Source organism: Leptolyngbya sp. FACHB-321 (genome assembly GCF_014695975.1).
In the GTDB taxonomy this organism is placed as follows: domain Bacteria; phylum Cyanobacteriota; class Cyanobacteriia; order Leptolyngbyales; family Leptolyngbyaceae; genus Stenomitos.
On record NZ_JACJPI010000014.1, the window covers coordinates 73,315 to 92,177 of the forward strand.

Annotated in this window: 13 protein-coding genes and 3 pseudogenes; 12 read left to right on the forward strand and 4 right to left on the reverse strand. The window is 50.6% G+C overall.

Annotated features, from left to right (window positions below):
- Positions 1 to 3: 3 nt before the first annotated feature.
- Entirely contained in the window at positions 4 to 1,206 is a 1,203-nt protein-coding gene (locus tag H6F76_RS01810; protein WP_190505440.1) for an argininosuccinate synthase, read from the reverse strand.
- A gap of 179 nt (positions 1,207 to 1,385) precedes the next feature.
- On the reverse strand, positions 1,386 to 1,781 hold the full coding sequence (locus H6F76_RS01815; protein ID WP_190505404.1) for a hypothetical protein: 396 nt from the start codon (positions 1,779 to 1,781) through the stop codon (positions 1,386 to 1,388).
- Between the two features lie 167 nt (positions 1,782 to 1,948).
- On the opposite strand from H6F76_RS01815, the gene H6F76_RS01820 reads away from it, so the two are divergent.
- The 4 genes from H6F76_RS01820 (at position 1,949) to H6F76_RS01835 (ending at position 6,960) form a co-directional block, all read left to right on the forward strand.
- On the forward strand, positions 1,949 to 3,943 hold the full coding sequence (locus H6F76_RS01820; protein WP_190505406.1) for an amylo-alpha-1,6-glucosidase: 1,995 nt from the start codon (positions 1,949 to 1,951) through the stop codon (positions 3,941 to 3,943).
- Positions 3,944 to 4,247: 304 nt separating this feature from the next.
- Complete coding sequence (locus H6F76_RS01825) at positions 4,248 to 5,561, forward strand: acetamidase/formamidase family protein (RefSeq protein ID WP_199321856.1); 1,314 nt, start codon at positions 4,248 to 4,250, stop codon at positions 5,559 to 5,561.
- Between the two features lie 336 nt (positions 5,562 to 5,897).
- Positions 5,898 to 6,257, forward strand: coding sequence for a hypothetical protein (locus H6F76_RS01830; RefSeq protein WP_190505408.1), 360 nt, complete (start codon positions 5,898 to 5,900; stop codon positions 6,255 to 6,257).
- A 406-nt stretch (positions 6,258 to 6,663) separates the two neighbouring features.
- Positions 6,664 to 6,960: a hypothetical protein gene (locus H6F76_RS01835; RefSeq protein ID WP_190505409.1), complete on the forward strand. Its 297-nt coding sequence runs from the start codon at positions 6,664 to 6,666 to the stop codon at positions 6,958 to 6,960.
- A gap of 132 nt (positions 6,961 to 7,092) precedes the next feature.
- On the opposite strand, the pseudogene H6F76_RS01840 reads toward H6F76_RS01835, so the two are convergent.
- A pseudogene (locus H6F76_RS01840) lies at positions 7,093 to 7,395 on the reverse strand (AraC family transcriptional regulator); the annotation flags it as partial.
- Between the two features lie 346 nt (positions 7,396 to 7,741).
- Between H6F76_RS01840 and H6F76_RS01845 the strand changes: the two are divergent.
- The 6 genes and pseudogenes from H6F76_RS01845 (at position 7,742) to H6F76_RS01865 (ending at position 15,960) form a co-directional block, all read left to right on the forward strand.
- The gene (locus H6F76_RS01845; RefSeq protein ID WP_190505411.1) at positions 7,742 to 8,803 is read left to right on the forward strand and encodes an NAD(P)-dependent alcohol dehydrogenase; all 1,062 of its coding nucleotides are present in this window, start codon (positions 7,742 to 7,744) and stop codon (positions 8,801 to 8,803) included.
- 418 nt (positions 8,804 to 9,221) lie between these two features.
- A complete protein-coding gene (locus H6F76_RS29485; protein WP_199321857.1) occupies positions 9,222 to 9,515 on the forward strand; it encodes a hypothetical protein in 294 nt (97 codons plus the stop codon).
- Positions 9,515 to 9,571, forward strand: a pseudogene (locus H6F76_RS30160) (cupin domain-containing protein); the annotation flags it as partial. The gene H6F76_RS29485 and the pseudogene H6F76_RS30160, both read left to right, overlap by 1 nt.
- 69 nt (positions 9,572 to 9,640) lie before the next feature.
- On the forward strand, positions 9,641 to 10,111 hold the full coding sequence (locus H6F76_RS30165) for a carboxymuconolactone decarboxylase family protein (protein WP_242036472.1): 471 nt from the start codon (positions 9,641 to 9,643) through the stop codon (positions 10,109 to 10,111).
- Positions 10,112 to 10,561: 450 nt separating this feature from the next.
- Positions 10,562 to 14,950 (forward strand): response regulator, encoded by a 4,389-nt coding sequence (locus H6F76_RS01860; RefSeq protein ID WP_190505413.1) that lies wholly within the window; start codon positions 10,562 to 10,564, stop codon positions 14,948 to 14,950.
- Positions 14,944 to 15,960, forward strand: a complete 1,017-nt coding sequence (locus H6F76_RS01865) for a PleD family two-component system response regulator (protein WP_190505415.1) — start codon at positions 14,944 to 14,946, stop codon at positions 15,958 to 15,960. Before H6F76_RS01860 ends, H6F76_RS01865 begins: the two co-directional genes overlap by 7 nt.
- Positions 15,961 to 16,288: 328 nt before the next feature.
- Here H6F76_RS01865 and H6F76_RS01870 read toward each other — a convergent pair.
- Positions 16,289 to 17,167, reverse strand: a pseudogene (locus tag H6F76_RS01870) (IS982 family transposase).
- A gap of 195 nt (positions 17,168 to 17,362) precedes the next feature.
- Between H6F76_RS01870 and H6F76_RS01875 the strand changes: the two are divergent.
- Both H6F76_RS01875 and H6F76_RS01880 read left to right on the forward strand, forming a co-directional pair.
- On the forward strand, positions 17,363 to 17,569 hold the full coding sequence (locus H6F76_RS01875; protein WP_190505417.1) for a hypothetical protein: 207 nt from the start codon (positions 17,363 to 17,365) through the stop codon (positions 17,567 to 17,569).
- A gap of 784 nt (positions 17,570 to 18,353) precedes the next feature.
- Positions 18,354 to 18,686, forward strand: coding sequence for a hypothetical protein (locus H6F76_RS01880; RefSeq protein ID WP_190505419.1), 333 nt, complete (start codon positions 18,354 to 18,356; stop codon positions 18,684 to 18,686).
- Positions 18,687 to 18,863: the final 177 nt, after the last annotated feature.

Below are 18,863 nucleotides of genomic sequence, written 5' to 3' on the forward strand. Positions count from 1 at the left end.
TACCTATCGTCTTCCTGTCTGCGACCAGACGCGAGTTGGCAAGCCCCAAACATAGATAAAGCCCTCAGCCGCTCGATGATCAAACGTATCTTCTGCGCCGTAGGTTGCCAAACCAGGGCTGTAGATGGAGTAAGTAGATTTGCGCCCAACGACGATCGAGTGCCCCTTAAATAGCTTGACTCGTACAACGCCTGTCACCCGTTCCTGGCTCTTCTTGACGAAAGCATCCAGCGAATCGCGCAGCGGACTATACCACAAACCGTTGTAAACCAGCTTGGAGTAGGTATCTTCGATGCCACGCTTGTAGTGGATCAGGTCAGGAGTCAAAGTAAGGCTTTCTAAATCCCGATGCGCCTGTATCAAGACCGTTAGTGCCGGTGTTTCGTACACTTCCCGCGACTTGATGCCGACCAGACGGTTTTCGATCATGTCGATGCGCCCGACGCTGTGAGCACCGACAATCTCGTTAAGCTGGGTCACAAGCGCCACTGGATCAACAGGTTTGCCATTTAAACTAACGGGAAAGCCTTGCTCAAAACCAATTTCGACATATTCGGGCTGATCGGGCGCATCAGCAAGCGCTGCTGTCATCGTGTAAACGTCCTCTGGTGGCTCCGTCCAGGGATCTTCGAGCGGTCCAGCTTCGATCGCACGACCCAGCAAGTTTTTATCAATACTGTAAGGCGACGATTTTTTCACTGGTGATTCAACGCCAAAGCGTTCACCATAGGCGATCGTCTGTTCACGGCTCATGCCCCATTCCCGTGCCGGAGTCAGCACTTTAATGTCTGGGTTGAGGGCAGCGATCGCCACATCAAAGCGCACCTGGTCATTCCCCTTCCCAGTACAACCGTGCGCGACGGCATCAGCACCATATTCTGCTGCCGCATCGACTAGCAACTTCGCAATGAGCGGTCGCGCCAGTGCCGTCGAAAGTGGATACTGATTTTCGTACAGCGCATTTGCCTGAATGGCAGGAAACGCATAATCTTTCACAAAATTTTCGGTCGCATCAACGACCAAAGAAACGCTGGCACCAGACTTCAGTGCCTTCTCACGGACGGGTTCTAGCTCATCGCCCTGCCCCAAGTCAGCCGCGAGCGTAATAACTTCTTCGACTCCCCATTCGTGCATCAGGTAGGGAATGCAGACGGAAGTATCAACTCCGCCTGAGTATGCCAGTACAACTTTTTTGGCGCGACCCATGACTGCCTCGGTTGGATAAAAGAACTGAGCAATCATTATGCAGTGAATTGTGACCGATTCATGTCAGAACGGGTACAGAACATGGAGACAGAAATGGGTTAAGCACCAGAGAGCATTTTGAGTTTTGCGTAAATTTAGCCTTCAGCCTTTAACCTTTAGCCTTCAGCCTTTTGCCTTCCTTACATCGTCTCATTCGCCTTACAAGTCAGTGTTCCTTCCCTCTGGTTTGGCTGTCCGCCCATCGGCTTCACCGTTAGAGATGGTTGATAGGTGGGGTAGCAGCGCACAAGAATAACATCACCGCGAGTGTTGTACAGCACGTGGACAGGTTTGCCGCCCAGAATTGCTGGGACTAACTGAGGTGCCTGAGGTGCGGTGGCGATCGCTTCAGGACCAAGCTTGACGAGCGCTTCTGGCTGACGGGTCAGTTCAGGCGCAGCCACGGTTGCGGTCATAGGCGCAGCTAGTTCAGTTGCAGAAAGGGCTGGCGTTGCCTGAAGAAAATGTATGCAGAAGGCTAACGCAAATGCTAAACCAGCCAGAACGAAATACTCTCTCAAAGGGATTCTCGTCATGTCTAAGGCTCTCAAACTTGAATAAGCCCTACTGTACCCTTTACTCAGCCGTATTAAACGTTCATGTCGATCGCTGCCACACTGGGACTTAAACTTTTCTACAGCCCCGCAAAGGGGAACGCATAAGGCAGAATGGGCGATGGAGACTTGAACGAAGAGGCGTTTTCATGGGGATTAAGTTCGGGCGCGAAGTTTGTGGTGACCTCGACCAGGCAGCAATGCGGGAGTGGCTTGTCACAAACGGCACGGGCGGCTATGCGTCAGGAACGATCGCCGGGCTGTTAACCCGACGCTATCACGGGCTACTGGTCGCGGCTCTGAAGCCACCGCTAGGACGGACGCTGATGCTGGCAAAGCTAGATGATACGGCGCTGTATGGCGATCGCTTTTATCCGTTGCATACCAATCAATGGGCAGATGGCACTATTGGTCCCCATGGTTATCGCCATCTTGAGCAGTTTGTACTGGATGCGAGCATTCCTACCTGGCACTATGCTTGTGCCGATGCGTTGCTGCAAAAGCGGATCTGGATGCACCCCGGCGCAAATACAACCTATGTGCATTATCAACTAGTGCGCTCGACCCAACCGTTGACCCTAACCCTCAAAGCGATGGTGAATTATCGCGACTATCACAGCAACACACAGGGTAATGGCTGGCGGATGACGATCGTACCAGCCGAAAACGGAGTCTATGTGTCTGCGTATCCAGAGGCAACACAGCTTTATCTCACCAGCGATCGGGCAGAAGTAACAGCTGCTCATGATTGGTACTACGGCTTTGACCTGTCAGCCGAGCGCGATCGAGGCTTGAACGATCGCGACGACCATCTCCATGCAGCCACCTTTCAAGCGACTCTACAACCGGGCGAAACACTCACACTCATTGCTAGCACCGAGCGCAAACCGGAGCGAGACGGCGAAACAGCACTCAGAGTGCGTCGCGCTTACGAGCAAAAGCTATTGGGGCTATGGCACAGTAACCGACCCGTTGACACCAAAGACATTCCCGCCTTTGCCAACCGCTTAGTGCTAGCTGCCGATCAGTTTATTGTGCAGCGATCGACCCCAGAAGAACCGCACGGCAAAACCATCATTGCAGGCTACCCCTGGTTCAGCGATTGGGGACGCGACACGATGATCAGCCTGCCAGGACTCACCCTTGCAACGGGTCGTCCTGACGTTGCCCGTTCCATCCTGCGAACCTATGCCCGTCATGTGAATCAGGGCATGATTCCCAACCGCTTCCCCGATGCTGGCGAGCAGCCCGAATATAACACCGTAGACGCAACGCTCTGGTTTTTTGAAGCCGTCCGCGCCTACTATGGCGTCACCGAAGATGAAGATCTGGTGCAAGAACTCTTTCCTGTGCTAGCAGACATTGTGGATTGGCACTGTCGCGGCACTCGCTACAATATCCATCTTGATTCTGCCGATGGGTTACTCTATGCCGGTGAAACAGGGATGCAGCTTACCTGGATGGATGCCAAAGTGGATGATTGGGTGGTAACGCCCCGTATTGGCAAGCCGATTGAAGTCAATGCTTTGTGGTACAACGCGCTACGGACGATCGCCAAACTTGCCCGCATCGTCGGCAAACCCCACCAGGAATACGAAGCAATGGCAGATCGAGTGCTGGCACGCTTTTCGCGCTTCTGGCATCCCGAACTAGGGTATTGTTACGATGTCCTTGATGGTCCTGATGGAGATGATGCATCCCTCCGTCCCAACCAGCTTTTTGCTGTCTCACTACCCGAAAGCCCGTTGACGATCATGCAGCAGAAGAGTGTTGTGGATGTTTGTGGACGCACGCTGCTGACTTCACACGGGCTACGATCGCTCGATCCCAATCATCCGCAGTATCAGGGCACCTATGGGGGTGATCAGCTTCAGCGCGACGGAGCCTATCACCAGGGTACGGTTTGGGGCTGGTTGATGGGTTCCTTTGTCCTGGCACATTTGCGGGTTTATGGTGAACCAGCGAAAGCCCGCGCCTTTCTAGAACCAATGGCAAATCAGTTCTCGATTCATGGCGTTGGCAGCTTGAGTGAAATTTTTGATGGCGACGCACCTATGAAGCCCCAAGGCTGTATTGCCCAGGCATGGACGATCGCCGAAGTGCTACGGGCATGGTTAGCGACAGAAGTAGAAAGTAGAAGCTAGAGCACAGGGGTAGGCTCTAAGTTAAGCCTAGCTTCTCAAAGCTTGAAACGGCTGGTGATAGTATTGTTCTTCGCTCAGTGGAAACCGTTGCTCAACATTCCATTGATTGCCTAAATTTTAGTTTCGATCAAACTGTTAGCGGAATCCACTATTGTGGCGCGAGCGATCAAGTAACACTAACGTTGGTTCTAGCCGTCAAATTTCTGTTAAGTAACGTAACGATGTGACAAATTACACAATTGAGCGTCTGAGCAATCATTAGGATTTTGCCTGTCACCGCAAAATGGCATAGGGTAGGCAATCAATGGCACAGCATCATCACGAGCACGATCATACTAATCATGGGCATAGCGAGCATCACCACGACCCTAATGTTATTAGCGACACTAAGGATAAAAAATCACTTGCTGATGCGACAGAAGCAGAATTCTTAAAGAAACATCCCACCTACCTTTCGCAGCAATCCCGACGGGCGTTTTTGGCATCTGCTGGAGCCGCCGCCGCACTAGGGTCAAACTTTGCGGTCAGCTTTTTGCGGGGTGACAAAGCCGAGGCAAAAAACGAAACTCTCATGGCTGCCGATATGATTCGGGATGCCAAAAACATTCACGTCCTGAAAGCAACACCAGAGACGTGCTTTTGGGGCTACTTTGACAAAACGCAACCGCCCGTTCTCACAGTGAATCCGGGTGACATTGTGTACATTGAAGCGCTGACACACCATGCGGGCGATGCTCCCGATTTGCTGATGGATGCAGGTGTGAAGGCGGTTTACGACAAAGTGACCGATCGTGGTCCTGGTGTGCATATCATGACGGGACCGATCGCAGTCAACGGTGCAGAACCCGGCGATACTCTCATGGTACGGATTCTTAAGACCGAACCGCGACTGCCCTACGGCAGCAACATTGCAGCAAACTGGGGCTATCTATACGATACGTTCAAAAAAGAGCGCATCACCATTTACAAAATTGATATGGAAGCCGCGCTGGCATATCCTGCCTTTGCTTACGACTTCAAAGGTCGACCCAAGTACGACACGCCTGGTTTCATCACGCCTCCCAACGCGGCAGCACGGGAAAAAATCAAGATGAAGGTGTCGATTCCGCTGCGCCCCCACTTTGGTGTCATGGGCGTGGCACCCCAGGAAAGTGGACGCATCAACAGCATTCCACCCGGTCCCTTTGGCGGCAATATCGACAACTGGCGCATTGGGGCAGGCGCAACGATGTATTACCCTGTCTTCAACAAAGGCGCGAACTTCTTTGTGGGTGATAGCCACATGGCACAGGGTGATGCAGAATTAGCGGGAACGGCGATCGAAGCCTCCATGAACTCCTACATCCAAATCTTTGTGCTCAAAGATTTCCCCATCACCAATCCCATCCTAGAAACCGATTCGCATTGGATTACCCACGGCTTCAACCAGGATTTAAACAAAGCAATGCGTCAAGCCGCTGACCAAATGCTGGACTTTCTCACAACCAAACGCAAGATGAGTGCCGATGAAGCGTACTCCATGATTTCCGTTGGCGTTGACTTTGGTGTGACGCAGGTTGTAGACATCCGCCAAGGTTGCCACGCTGCTGTCCCCAAGAACCTGTTTGTGCCGACTTAGCGCACTAGAGTTAACGCACCAGGAATCATGTTGTCTTACACCTGTAGCGAACAAGTACTCATTCAGACCCTCAAGCCTTTTCAGCCCCAAAGACTTGATAACGTTCTCATTTGCTTTAGTTCAAAACAGGATCAGCTGGTGTGATCTAAATGGATAGGAGTCGCTAGCCTTATGGGCATACTTGGTATTAATTGCGACTGGCTACCGTTTGATCACACTGTATCTGTTGACGGCTTATACGGCTGCAAGACCTGGTAGCAAGGCAAGAAGCAAACTGAAGAGGGCATTATGCAACGCACACTTTACCTAGGTCTAACACTTCTTTGTCTTATCGGTATGTCAACAACTGCCATAGCAAAAGGAAAACCACAGCAACAACAGACATCGCAGAGTACAGGGCAACAAATCGAGCAAGGCAATACACAGCCATACAACCAGCCGCAGCTAGATGGGCAACAAACGGAGCAAGGGCGCTATTTACCATGCCAAATGCAAAGCTCAAATGTGCAACCACAATTTGGCTCTCAGTCATTCGGTGCATCAAACGCGAAGCCAAGCCGCTCGAATAAAGGTGGGCGCGTCCGTGGGCGCGATCGTGCTCAACAGGTTCACCAGATGAACAATCTTGCGAAAAAGCAGCGTGCAGCAGGAAACCTCTCAATGCAACAAGGTAACTGTTTGCAACCCCGCAACTAAACGAGATTCATAAGGGGCTTTGAGAACGTTGTCTCCTTCAGCCCCTTCCAAGTAATCTTTGGGTAAGACAGTTGATCAGTGTAGTTAACCGAACCATTAACAGGACAGATTTGCTACAAAACAATGTTCAAACTCTTTGAAGACTGCTAATACAGTCATCTATCAGTCAGAGCGTAACGCAAACAAGTTATCACACGTTAAATCGCGCCCTTGTCATCCACACTTTAGTCTCGAGCTAAATCTTGCTTTAAGACGAATCCCAAAGGGTTGACTTGTAGTTTGAAACCCTTTCCCAACAAATCTTTTGGTCAGAAGCACGGCTTGCTATCGAGCCACTTGATCTAAGCTGCTATCAGGTAGAAGTGCCATCTTCGCTCAGCAGAAAACCGAAGCGGATCTCAGCCAATTGACCACGCTTGGTCTGAAAGATCTGGCTGTAAAGCCAGTGAAATCGGGTGTCTCGGTCTATAGCCTTCTCCTCAATCCTAAGGGCGGCATGAATTCCGAGTTCATCAAAATCACCTCATCTGCTAACTACAAGGACAGTGGGAACTATTGGCTTGTACTTAAGGGCAGTTGCACTATCGATCGCCCACCCTTTGGTCAGAACATATGGGTGATTACAAAAACGGTGGAACCTCAGTTTTACAAGGTCAGTGCGATGAAAGGTAAGGCTTGTTTAGCTCTAGGTCTTTCGTTCTAGTCTGCGCTCAAGCTGTTGCTGCTTTGCTATAGCGTTACATTGATGTAACAGAGAAGGACAAGGAGAGGGCGATCGCAATACTCAGTTTTTGGTCTAAGAAAAGCTATGTTGGTCCCAGTTGGGCAGTTGCTCTCAGCGTTCCACATCGCGCATCGGTGGTGCACCAAAATGCCGCTTGTACTCCCGGTTGAAGTGCGAGGCATCATCGTATCCCACTTGATAAGCTGCACTGGTTGCATCCAGGTTTTGCCCCAGCATCAGACGGCGAGCCTCCTGGAGCCGCAGCTGCTTCTGAAACTGCAATGGACTCATGGCAGTAACTAATTTGAAGTGGTGATGAAAGCCCGGTACACTCATGCCCAGTTCTCGTGCAATGTCTTCAATCCGCAGCGGTCGGTTAAAGTCTTTCCGTAGGCGATCGACGGGTCTGGCAATGGTTAACGCAATGAAACGTGATTCTAGCTGCTTGCAAGCGTCTGGATTTTTATTCAAGCGACAACTTAGGTTTTATTAAGTAAGGGGTTTGTCCCCTGACAACCCAAAAGGCAGCAAGGTTAGCCTTGATGCTTCACAATTTCCATTCCTACTAATAGAGGAAACGATTAGTGCTCAATCTCTACGATTGGGTCAGCAATTGGCATGGCATCAAGTAAAGGAATTTAGAAAATAGCTATCAAACACAGCCTACTGCCAAAAGGCTGGGCGATAGCATCGTGGACTGGATGAAAAAAAACAGTGACGAACCGTACCAGACATCCAACGTAAATCAATAGGAGCATTCATGTACAACGCTAAAGCTTACTCCGCTACCAGTGCAACATCGCCACTGGCATCCGACACGATCGTACGGCGCAATCCAACCGAACACGACGTGCAGATCGAAATCCTCTTCTGCGGCATCTGCCATTCGGACCTCCATTCGGTGCGTGATGAGTGGAGCGAATTCATGTCTACAACCTACCCGATTGTGCCCGGTCATGAGATTGTGGGACGGGTCACTGAGGTTGGTTTGGCAGTCACTAAGTTCAAGTCCGGCGATCTAGTGGGAGTCGGCTGCATGGTCGATTCCGATGGGGTCTGTCCCCGTTGCCAAGCAGGTCTTGAGCAGTTTTGCCAAACTGTGATCTTCACCTACAACTCCCCAGACAAACACCAGACTGCTCCGGTTACCTACGGTGGCTACTCAGATAGCATCGTCGTCGATCAACGCTTCGTCCTGCGCGTTCCCCAAAACCTTGAGTTAGCTGGAGTTGCGCCGCTCCTTTGTGCTGGAATTACAACCTACTCGCCACTCCGTCACTGGGGCGTCACAGCGGGTAAGAAAGTAGGCGTAGTTGGTCTTGGTGGGTTGGGTCACATGGGCGTGAAGCTTGCTCATGCAATGGGAGCACACGTTGTTGTCTTTACTACGTCCCTCGGCAAGACGGAAGACGCGCTGCGCTTGGGTGCCGATGAGGTCGTTGTCTCTCGCAATGATGACGAGATGCAAAAGCACGCTGGTAGCTTCGATTTCATCCTCGACACCGTCTCTGCCAAACATGATATTAACGCCTATCTCAACTTGCTCAGCCTGGATGGCAACATTACCCTGGTCGGTGCACCCGAAAAGCCCCTGGAGGTTGCCGCATTTAGCCTGCTCATGGGTCGCCGCAGTCTCTCTGGCTCAAGCATCGGTGGCATTGCCGAAACTCAGGAGATGCTCGACTTTTGCGGTGAACATAACATCACTGCTGATGTGGAAGTCATCCCTATCCAAAAAGTCAACGAAGCGTACGATCAACTGCTTAAGTCCGATGTGAAATACCGCTTTGTGATTGATATGGCATCTCTGAAAGCTGAATAACTGGAGAAAAACATTGGGGCTATCTCCGTTGAACTTGCACCTGATGATCTACGTGACATTGATAGCGCGGAGCCAAAATTACGGTGCAAGGGGCGAGATACCCCAAAAAGCTGGAGCCGATGACGGGGTGTGAAGGATTGTGGATTGAATAAATCTGCAATCTGTAGGGGAGGGTTTAGCAGACCAATCTGCACCTTGCAATGGATTTAACGGCATAACCCGCCCCTACTAAATATCCAACTTAATTTAATTCCCATTTCTAAACGATGAAAACAATCTTCTCTATGCAAAACGAAAACTCATTGAAAGGAAATTCTGTAGGAACAACGCACCGCTTAATCGAAAGGGAAGGAACGGTGGTTTTGGATTTGACCGCCGCGAGTTTATCCTGGCAGGACTAGCGATCGCCGCGACAACGATGTTTCCGCGCAGTAGTGTCAGTGCTCAGACAACACAACCGATGGTGAGCAATCGCCGCAGACTCGGCACCCTGGAAGTCTCTGCTGTCGGACTTGGCGTTCAAAACATGAGCCGTACCTATCAACAGACTATCCCCACCTGGTCGGAGATGTTCAACCTCATTCGGACAGCCTTCGACCAGGGCGTCACCTTTTACGATGCAGCCGAGGCTTATGGTCCGCATGAGGTTGAACCACGTTTGAGTCCGGTGCTCGCTCGGCATGGCACACCCATCCACTGGGGCAGATCCTAATCGTCACAGCGGGCACAGGTCGCGCACAGCAGTGGGGCGGATCGATCAAGGAAATCCGACAGGGAGATATCGTCCGGATTCCGCCAGGTGTAAAGCACTGGCACGGAGCCTCGCCAAACACGCTAATGACGCACATTGCCATTCAAGAAGTACTCAATGGCAAGCCTGTGGACTGGATGGAACAGGTCAGCGACGCGCGGTACAGTGCGCCAGTCCGTGCAGTGGGGGTGAATCCATCAGCACGTGCCATAAGCAGTGTGCAGCCAACAGCAGCCCAAAGAGCACAACCGACAGCAGCCCAAAGAGCGATCGGCGATATTGCTCCCAAGGTGGTCGAGCTAACTGACAACGTGCTCTTTGGTGATGTCTGGAAACGTCCTGAGCTATCAAAGCGCGATCGCAGCTTGGCGACCGTCGGCGCGCTGATTGTCTTGAACCACCCCAACCAGCTTCGTTCTCACCTCGCCCTCGCACGGCAAAACGGCGTCATGCAGGAGGAGTTGATTGAGACTATTACCCACTTGGCATTTTACGCGGGCTGGCCCAACGCGGTGACCGCAATTTCCGTAGCCAAGAAAGTCTTCGAGCAGAAATAATACCTGATCGAAGGCGCAGACTGTTAGAAAAGGCGCGAACAGTAAACACTTGTCCAGGGCTGGTTGAGAATGTTGCAAGGTCTCTCAGCTTAATCGAAGTCAGAAACAAAGCCACTCATTACCGTTCTCAATCTCTTGTTGAGGCTCGTCCCTTGCTTCCGCATCAGTACGACGTTAGCATACGGGTTCTAGCTATGCAGCATACGGGTTCTAGCTATGAGAACCTACGGGCGCAGCCGGTCTTGAGCACGTTGTCGCGTGCTGTCACCGTCCCAAAGTAGCCCAGTTTTGTAGTACGGGCAAAAAGGTACTGAAGCAAAACCGATGCGTTGTTTTGCTTGAAGTCCCTCACATTGGTTTTGGTTCAAAAGCTACGGGGACGCCTTCTTTCAAGATAACGAATTGTGATTCTTGGGAAGAATGAGTCTGAGATGAAGCGGTACCCCCCGTATGCTGATTTCCTTCCTGGCAATTCAAAAGAGAGCCGTCCCGCTACTTCGTACTCTGCCACTCCTACTAGGAGTGAGTACATCCGCTGCCAGCATATTGCTCTGGCATGGTTTAGTGCAGCAAGAACAGGCTCAGATTCAGCAGGCTTTAGCTGTTGAGGCAGGAAATTTAGAGCTAGAAATTACGGAAAAGATCCAGCCACAAATTCAGGCAGTGGCTCGCATCGCTGAGCAGTGGAAATACCAAGGCAAACCGTCCCAGGAAGAGTGGGAGTTTAATGCCTTACTCAATGTCAGGGACTTTAAGAGCTATCAGGCGATCGCTTGGGTTGATCCGTCTCACCACGTCCGCTGGCTTGTACCGCTACAAGGAAATGAAGCAGCGCTGAACCTTGAGCTGGACTTTGAGCAACGACGCAAAACCGCACTTGATGTGGCTTATCAACAGCGCAGGGTCACCGTCAGCCATGCTATTGATCTGGTGCAAGGGGGAAAGGGATTTCAAGTCTATGTTCCTATTTTTACCAAGCAGCGATTTGATGGCTTTATCGTTGCCACCTACCGAACTCAAGCACTGATTGATAGCATTCTGTCAGATAAGGATACGAATGGCTATGAAGTTGCCATTTTTGATGGAGCAGAGCAAATTTATACTCGACACGGCTCCCATCCCCTGCATCACAAGCAGTGGCAGAAGGAGAGCAGGGTTGAATTGCATGGTTTGAACTGGCGCATCCAGGTCTCGCCCACGGCGGCTCTGTTTAACCAGATGCGATCGCCCCTACCCACGATCACCTTGGTAGGTAGTTTGACGCTGTCTTGGCTGCTCGCCTTGGCGGTACATTTGGCAAACCGGGCAAGACAAACAACCCGTCACGCGATCGCGACTAACTCAGCACTAGAACAGGAGATGCGTGACCGCCAGCGCGTTGAATCCACCCTGCAACAAGAACAGGAATTTTTGCAGGTCATACTTAATACGATTGAAGCTGGCATCGTGGCGTGTGATGCGGCAGGCACCCTGACCCTGTTTAATCGAGCGACCCGCGAGTGGCATGGCTTACCCGAACAACCGCTTCCGGCTGAGCAATGGGCACAGCACTACAACCTCTATCATGGGGACGGCAAGACCCTGATGAGGATGGAAGAGATTCCGCTATTTCGAGCCTGGCAGGAAGGGTCTGTTCAAGATGTCGAGATGAAAATTGTGCCTCAGCAAGGGCAAGCCCGGATGTTACTGGGAAGTGGACAAGCGATTTTAGACTCTCAAGGGCACAAGCTAGGCGCAGTTGTCGTGATGCATGACATTACGAATCGTAAGCAAAGTGAGGTCGAGTTACAAGAGAGCGAAGCTGCGATTCGGGCACTTTATGAGATTACCGCTGCCTATGAGCTGAGTTTTGAGGAGCGGTTCCAGCGCTTATTGGCAATGGGGTGTCAGCATTTCAATCTCGATTTCGGTTTTCTCGCTCATACTCAAGGCGATCGCTACGAAGTTATAAGTGTCCAAACTCCTGATCAATCTGCTAAAGCAGGCGATGTCTTTAATACTCAGCAGACCTACTGCCTGGAAACACTGAAATCTGATGATCCGGTCTGCATTGAAAACGCGACTCAATCGGAGTGGTGCCAACATCCAGGCTATGCTGCCTTTGGTATGGAAAGCTATATCGGTATGAAGATTAAGTTATCAGGTGAGCTATATGGAGTGCTGTGTTTTTGCAGCCATAAACCAGCTCAACAACCCTTCAAACCTGTCGATCAGCAGATTTTAAAACTGATGACGCAATGGGTAGGGGGAGAACTAGAGCGTCAACAAGCAACCAAGGCGTTGCAGCGTCAGCTAGAGCGGGCAGCACTGCTCAAGCATATTACGAATGAGATTCGTCAGAGTTTAGATACTGAGCAAATCTTCCAAACAGCTGCGATTCAAATTGGTAAAGCGTTTGGTGTCAACCGTTGCCTGATTCACACTTATATTGCTGCTCCAGTGCCCAAAAAGCCTTTAGTTGCTGAATATTTAACCCCTGAATGTTCATCCGTAATGGGAATCAACATTCCGATTGCTGGTAATGCCCATGCTCAACGCCTGATCGCTCAAGATAGCGCGATCGCCTCTGCCAACGTCTTTGCCGATCCATTGCTTGAGGCAGCCGTACCGATTTGTCACCAGATTCAACTCAAATCGATGCTGGCAGTGCGAACTTCCTACCAGGGAGAAACGAATGGGGTGATTGGGCTACACCAGTGCGATCGCTTCCGCCAATGGACTGACGCTGAAATTGAGCTTCTAGAGTCTGTTGCCGCCCAAATGGGCATTGCCTTGGCGCAGGCACAGCTACTAGACCAGGAAACGCAACAGCGAGAAGAGTTGACGCTGAAAAACTTTGCCCTGGAGCAAGCCAAGCGAGAGGCTGACAAAGCCACTCAAGCGAAAAGTGAATTTCTGGCAATGATGAGTCACGAAATCCGCACACCGCTCAATGGGGTGATTGGCATGACCAGTCTGCTGTTCAACACGCCTCTGTCTTCTCAGCAGCACGATTTTGCTCAAACCATTCGCAGCAGTGGAGAAGCCCTGCTCGCACTCATTAACGACATCCTAGACTTCTCCAAGATTGAGTCTGGCAAACTTAGTTTAGAACAACAGCCCTTTAACTTGCGGGCTTGTGTGGAACGATCGCTCGATCTATTGAGTACCCAGGTAGCCGACAAAGGAGTGGAGTTAGCTTATCTTGTTGACCCATCGGTGCCAACGACGATCGTCGGTGATGCTGCCCGCCTCAGTCAAATTCTGCTAAATCTGCTCAGCAATGCCATCAAGTTTACCCAAGTCGGAGAAGTGACCGTTTCAGTCGACGCTGAGCAACGGCAAACGGCGGATACTCAAGCCACTCCGTCTGAGTATGAATTGCAATTTGCGATCAAGGACACCGGGATTGGCATTCCTAACGATCGACTGCACCGCCTGTTTAAGTCCTTTAGCCAGGTAGATGCCTCCACCACTCGCCAATATGGGGGTACAGGGCTGGGGTTAGCCATCAGTAAGCGCTTGAGTGAAATGATGGGCGGCAGCATCCAGGTCGAGAGTCAGGTTGGAGTGGGTTCAACCTTTTCGTTTACGATCGTCGCTCAGTCGGTCGTGGGCACTTCAGACAGTTTTGCTGATCCGCAGCCTCAACTAGTGGGCAAGCGGTTACTCGTGGTTGAAGATAATGTGACCAATCAACAACTCCTGGTGCAGCAAGCGCAGTCTTGGGGCATGGTGGTGCAAGCAACTGGCTCTAGCCAAACCGCACTCAGTTGGCTCGCTCAAGAAGTGTGTTTTGACTTTGTAATTCTAGAGGCTCTGATGCCTGATGCCGACAGCCAAACGCTGCTAACAACCATTAGTGAGCAATGTAGCGGTCAGAAACCAGCATTGATCGCGCTCACACCCTTTGGAAGAGACCTGCCTGAACTAATTCAGTCTAAGTTTGTGGCTTATCTGCACAAACCTGTGAAGCAATCGCAGCTTTACAATGTGCTGACCAATATTGTTGGTGGTCAGCCAGTCAGTCGTAAACCCATTCATCATTCAACCGTTTACATTGAGCGATTAGCAGACCGTTTGCCCTTGAACATTCTCCTGGCTGAAGATCATCCGGTAAACCAAAAGCTCGCGTTGATGTTTTTGCAGCAAATGGGCTACCGAGCTGATGTGGCAAGCAATGGGCTAGAAGTACTGGATGCCTTACAGCGGCAGCCCTATGATGTAGTACTAATGGATGTGCAAATGCCCGAAATGGATGGCTTAACCGCAACTCGTTATATCTGCGATCGCCTCCCCGCTCACCTGCGTCCTCGCATTATTGCCATGACTGCAAACGCCATGCAGGGCGATCGCCAACTGTGTCTAGAAGCTGGCATGGATGATTACATCTCCAAACCAATCCGCGGCGCTGAATTGGTGCAAGCCTTAAATCAGTGTCGATCGATCGATCGACAATCCTCAAACGCTCAAAAACACGAAACAACAGTAGAGGTTTTGTCCTCAGTTCTCAACCCAAAGGCGCTGCAAGACTTACAAGAAATGGCAGGGGCTGATGCAGCTGAATTTGTGCTAGAGGTGATTGATTGTTACTGCGACCATACTCCAAAACAGTTGCAGGCAATGCGAGTGGCGCTAGTTCAAGAAGATGCGGCAACCCTGCACCGTGCTGCTCACACTCTCAAAGCCTCCAGTGCTTCTGTTGGAGCAAGCTTGCTTTCCCAACTTTGTCAAGCATTAGAACACTTGACTAACGCACAAATTCCAGCAGAGGCAGAAACGTATCTTGCCAAAATCGAAGTCGAGTCTGACCGAGTGCAGGCAGCGTTAGTTGTAGAGCGTCAACAATATCAATGCTAGAAACCAATCATTCTGAAATGGCTATGCCGCTGGTGCTAATTGTCGATGATGAGCCACTGATGCGGCTTCAGCTCAAGCGTGCCATGAAGCAACTGGGTTATCAAGTTGCCGAAGCAACGAATGGAGCAGAGTGTTTAGACCTTTATGTGCAACTAAACCCAGACCTGGTCTTGTTAGATGCCTTAATGCCTGTGATGGATGGCTTTACTTGTTGTACAAAACTACAGACCCTGCCGACGACTGAGCAGGTTTATCCAGCTCCGGTCTTAATGATTACAGCATTAGAGTCCGAAGAATCGGTCGAGCGAGCGTTTGAGTCCGGTGCCGTAGATTATGTCACCAAACCAATTCACTGGGCGGTTCTCAATCAACGGGTTCGCCGCCTGATTGCCCAAGCGCAACTGCAACAGCAACAAGCGTTGCTACAGCAGCAATTACAAGAAGCGAATCTTGCCTTACAACGCTTAGCAAACACAGACAGCTTAACAGGTCTGGCAAATCGGCGTTGCTTTGATGCACACTTTGCTCAAGAATGGCGACGCATGGCAAGAGAGAAACAGCCGCTCTCGCTCATTCTATGCGATGTGGATTTCTTCAAGCACTATAACGATACCTATGGACATCAAGCAGGCGATCGTTGCTTAATGTCGGTGGCAAAAGCCATTAGTAGCAGTGTGAAACGTTCTAGTGATCTCGCTGCCCGTTATGGAGGCGAAGAATTTGCAGTCATTCTACCCAATACGGATGAGGTCGGTGCTGCTATTATCGCCGAGGCAATTTGCACCAACATTAGAGCCTTAAACATTGCTCACAGCAGTTCAAACATCGCAGAGTACGTCACCTTAAGTTTGGGGGTAGCAACGATGGTTCCTCGTCCACAATTTAATTCTGAACTTTTCTTCACGGCATCCGATGCAGCACTTTACCGCGCTAAAGATGAAGGACGCGATCGCTACTGTGTGCAGAGCAGTGCCAGTTTCAGTTCATTCATGGAGCCTCTTAATGGTTAATCCATTCGTCTTTTTAGGAATAGGAAACCGACGGCTTCATGCTTTAGATGATGGACGTTTGTTGCTGAATCTATACAGATGGATTTGCTGCCTGCCCAAACTCAAGGCTCTTCAGCTAGAATCACGCTTCCTAAGAAAGTTCTCAGCCAACCAGACCTCAATTTCTAGCTTACTTCCACTGTCAATTTAGCTTGGCGGTTGAGGATGTCTGTAAGCCCTAAAGACGGCAACACAAACCCCTTCAGCAACCCAGGCAAAAACCATGCAGAGCAAATCCTCTCCCTGAGTCTCCTCGCCACACTCGCGCTGGTGCTATCGAACAGAACGGTTACTGTGCAAGCCTTGTAACCAGGTCAAGGGCGATAGACGACTTCTTTGGCTGATGGCAGTAGGCAATCAAGCCGCCTAAGATATTGACAAAGCAATTGACTGGCGAACGATGACACAAATGCTTAATTTGCGAGATGTTCTTCAACTGGTCGATGATGGTTTCGATAATGGCACGCTTGCGTAACAGGAGACGATCACCCAGCGGCAGCAAGTGCTGTTTCATGTTGCGTTTGAGTTTGGTAATCAGCTGGATGCCTGCGGTTTGCAGCAGTTGTTGTGTCAGCTTTTGTGAGACATAGCCCTTGTCGGCGAACACTTTACCAAACAACTGCTGCAACAATTTCAGCACAGGTGTGCGGTCGTCGATGTTACCCGAAGTCAGGATCACGTTACGCAGTTCGCCTCGGTCAATCACGACCAGATGCAACTTGAAGCCAAAGAACCAATCAACCGAGGTCTTGCCACGTGTGGCTAAGTGCTCAAACACCTTGTGCTACCGAATACGGCGGTTGTGACAGACTTTGAGTGAGGTCGAGTCCATAAAGCTAATGCCGCTACACTGACCGAAACACGAGCGCAAGTAGGCGCACAGCGGCACTAAGGTACTTGGAACCCAGTTGATGAAGCGTTGGTAACTTACTAATGCAGGAAATGCCACCGCCCACTCACGCTGTACTCTCGTTTGGTAATAAGTTTTGAAGTGGCGGTAACACGACTGATGAAACCCAATCAAGACCGTCATGATTTCGCTCAGACTCAAGCTCCAAGGTCGATTCCGTTGCTTCAGTCCGAAGCCCAAAAGTTGTTGCTTCCACTGCGGCTTAAAGGCTCGGCAAAAATCATCAACGGAGCAAAAGAGTTCTTCTAGACTAAACATGAGGGCAAACCAGGCGTGAGATTTGAGCATTTTCAGCCTATCGGGTTTGCCCCTTTCTTGTCCCCATCCTTATCCCGAACTCAGGTTAAGCTAGGCCCCAATACGGGGTTTCGTTGCTCAGCAAGGCAAGTTATTGCGGTCGCACTGAGCCAACCCTGCAGTCAGGACGCAGTTGATTATTAGCAGCGCTTCGCCATGCAAAAGCTACTTGTCTTCGGTCTCAGTCTTCTACTCTCTAATGCGGCTCTGGAGGCTAAAGCCGATTACGACAATTTAGATCACGCTGAAATCGCTTTTGTTAGTGAAGTGCTGCTGTCGTTCGTTGGTGCCGGTAAAGATCCTGCACTCTTTGACATCACACCACGCCGGATCATCGCCCTCGGTATCGGCACTGCAACTTGAGACGGTTTGGTGCGAGGGCAGACACGGCTGTGAAGCAACAGATTGAAAAAGTCTGGGAAGATATTTACTCGTACCGCGAAAAGAACGTCATTTAGATTCTGACGTAGTCCACATCTACCTCTATTAGTTAACGAATTTGCGTTGTTTCGGGCTTCAGATTAGCTCTAATTGCATCTCATGACAACAACCCTTCAATCACCCCTACCTGGTGGCAAAAAAACTGCAACTCCTACAAACAGAGACCCCTTCAACATCAGTCATGCAACCCCCAGCTCCCCTAGACCTATCGGCTGAAACACCGCCTAGATCAGAGGGCACTAGCACCTGAAGCGTTTTTGACTCTGGCATGGCAGCACCAGCGATCTATTGAGAGCACAGCGATCGATCGCTCAATTGAGTGCCGCTTCCCTTCTTCTGTGGTCAAGTCTTGAGCTGCAAGCCACTCAACGCAGAGTCAGCTTCCCGATCACATAGCCTGCCCGATGTGCAAAAGCGCTTTAGTACGCTTGTTCTTTTTGCTGCTCTCATGTAGACTGAGCAAGGCTAATGGGTTCTGTACCCCCGCGTATAAAAGCCTTTAATCATGTTGAGGGCTTCTTTTTCTACGTTGCGCGATCAGTAACTTCAGACCCTATAGTGAACGGTGGCAGACAAGCCGCAGAGGCACAAAGTTTCAAAGTATGATGGCTTCATGTCAGCCTAGAGGCGAACATGACCCTGATTAACGTCCGTGTGATCGCGCTACAGCGTCACACTTTGAGTGCTTTGGCAGAGGCTTGGAAGGGTGGGTGCTGGACTTCTGAGCGCTCGCCGAACGGCTGGAGATGGGAATTTCCGCTGTCAGGGTGTCTTAGAGGTACTGCCCTCACTGCAAGATCGACAAGATCAGGAAGAACCAGCAGAGCCGCTGGAACAGAGGCAACCACGGAAGCTCTTTGATGATTTCTTTGACTGGAGCAATCGCACTGAGGCTTTGGGCTTTCGACTCTACAAATATGGCTCTCAAAGTTATGCTCTGCGACGCGAAGCAGATGGTGAACTCATGGCAGATGACCTGGATTGGGAGCAAACGGCAACACTTATTGAGCAGTTGGAGGGCGGGGGCAACCAGCTTTAGAGCGACTGGACTGACTGTTAGTAGCTTCCTATAGTGCCGCCTGTACTGCCCTAGTTCTTCTTATATCGGCTTGAGGTCGCTACAACTAACGCTCCACCCAAGATATAAAGTGTAATGCGTTCACTTAAACACATTCCTGTGTGGAGTTCTAGCTAGAAGCAATCGCCGTTTGCCATA

Coding starts and splice junctions, on each gene's coding strand:
- H6F76_RS01810 (WP_190505440.1), bottom strand. CDS start 1,206: ATGGGTCGCGCCAAAAAAGTTGTACTGGCATACTCAGGCGGAGTTGAT.
- H6F76_RS01815 (WP_190505404.1), bottom strand. CDS start 1,781: ATGACGAGAATCCCTTTGAGAGAGTATTTCGTTCTGGCTGGTTTAGCA.
- H6F76_RS01820 (WP_190505406.1), top strand. CDS start 1,949: ATGGGGATTAAGTTCGGGCGCGAAGTTTGTGGTGACCTCGACCAGGCA.
- H6F76_RS01825 (WP_199321856.1), top strand. CDS start 4,248: ATGGCACAGCATCATCACGAGCACGATCATACTAATCATGGGCATAGC.
- H6F76_RS01830 (WP_190505408.1), top strand. CDS start 5,898: ATGTCAACAACTGCCATAGCAAAAGGAAAACCACAGCAACAACAGACA.
- H6F76_RS01845 (WP_190505411.1), top strand. CDS start 7,742: ATGTACAACGCTAAAGCTTACTCCGCTACCAGTGCAACATCGCCACTG.
- H6F76_RS29485 (WP_199321857.1), top strand. CDS start 9,222: ATGTTTCCGCGCAGTAGTGTCAGTGCTCAGACAACACAACCGATGGTG.
- H6F76_RS30165 (WP_242036472.1), top strand. CDS start 9,641: ATGACGCACATTGCCATTCAAGAAGTACTCAATGGCAAGCCTGTGGAC.
- H6F76_RS01860 (WP_190505413.1), top strand. CDS start 10,562: ATGCTGATTTCCTTCCTGGCAATTCAAAAGAGAGCCGTCCCGCTACTT.
- H6F76_RS01865 (WP_190505415.1), top strand. CDS start 14,944: ATGCTAGAAACCAATCATTCTGAAATGGCTATGCCGCTGGTGCTAATT.
- H6F76_RS01875 (WP_190505417.1), top strand. CDS start 17,363: ATGCAAAAGCTACTTGTCTTCGGTCTCAGTCTTCTACTCTCTAATGCG.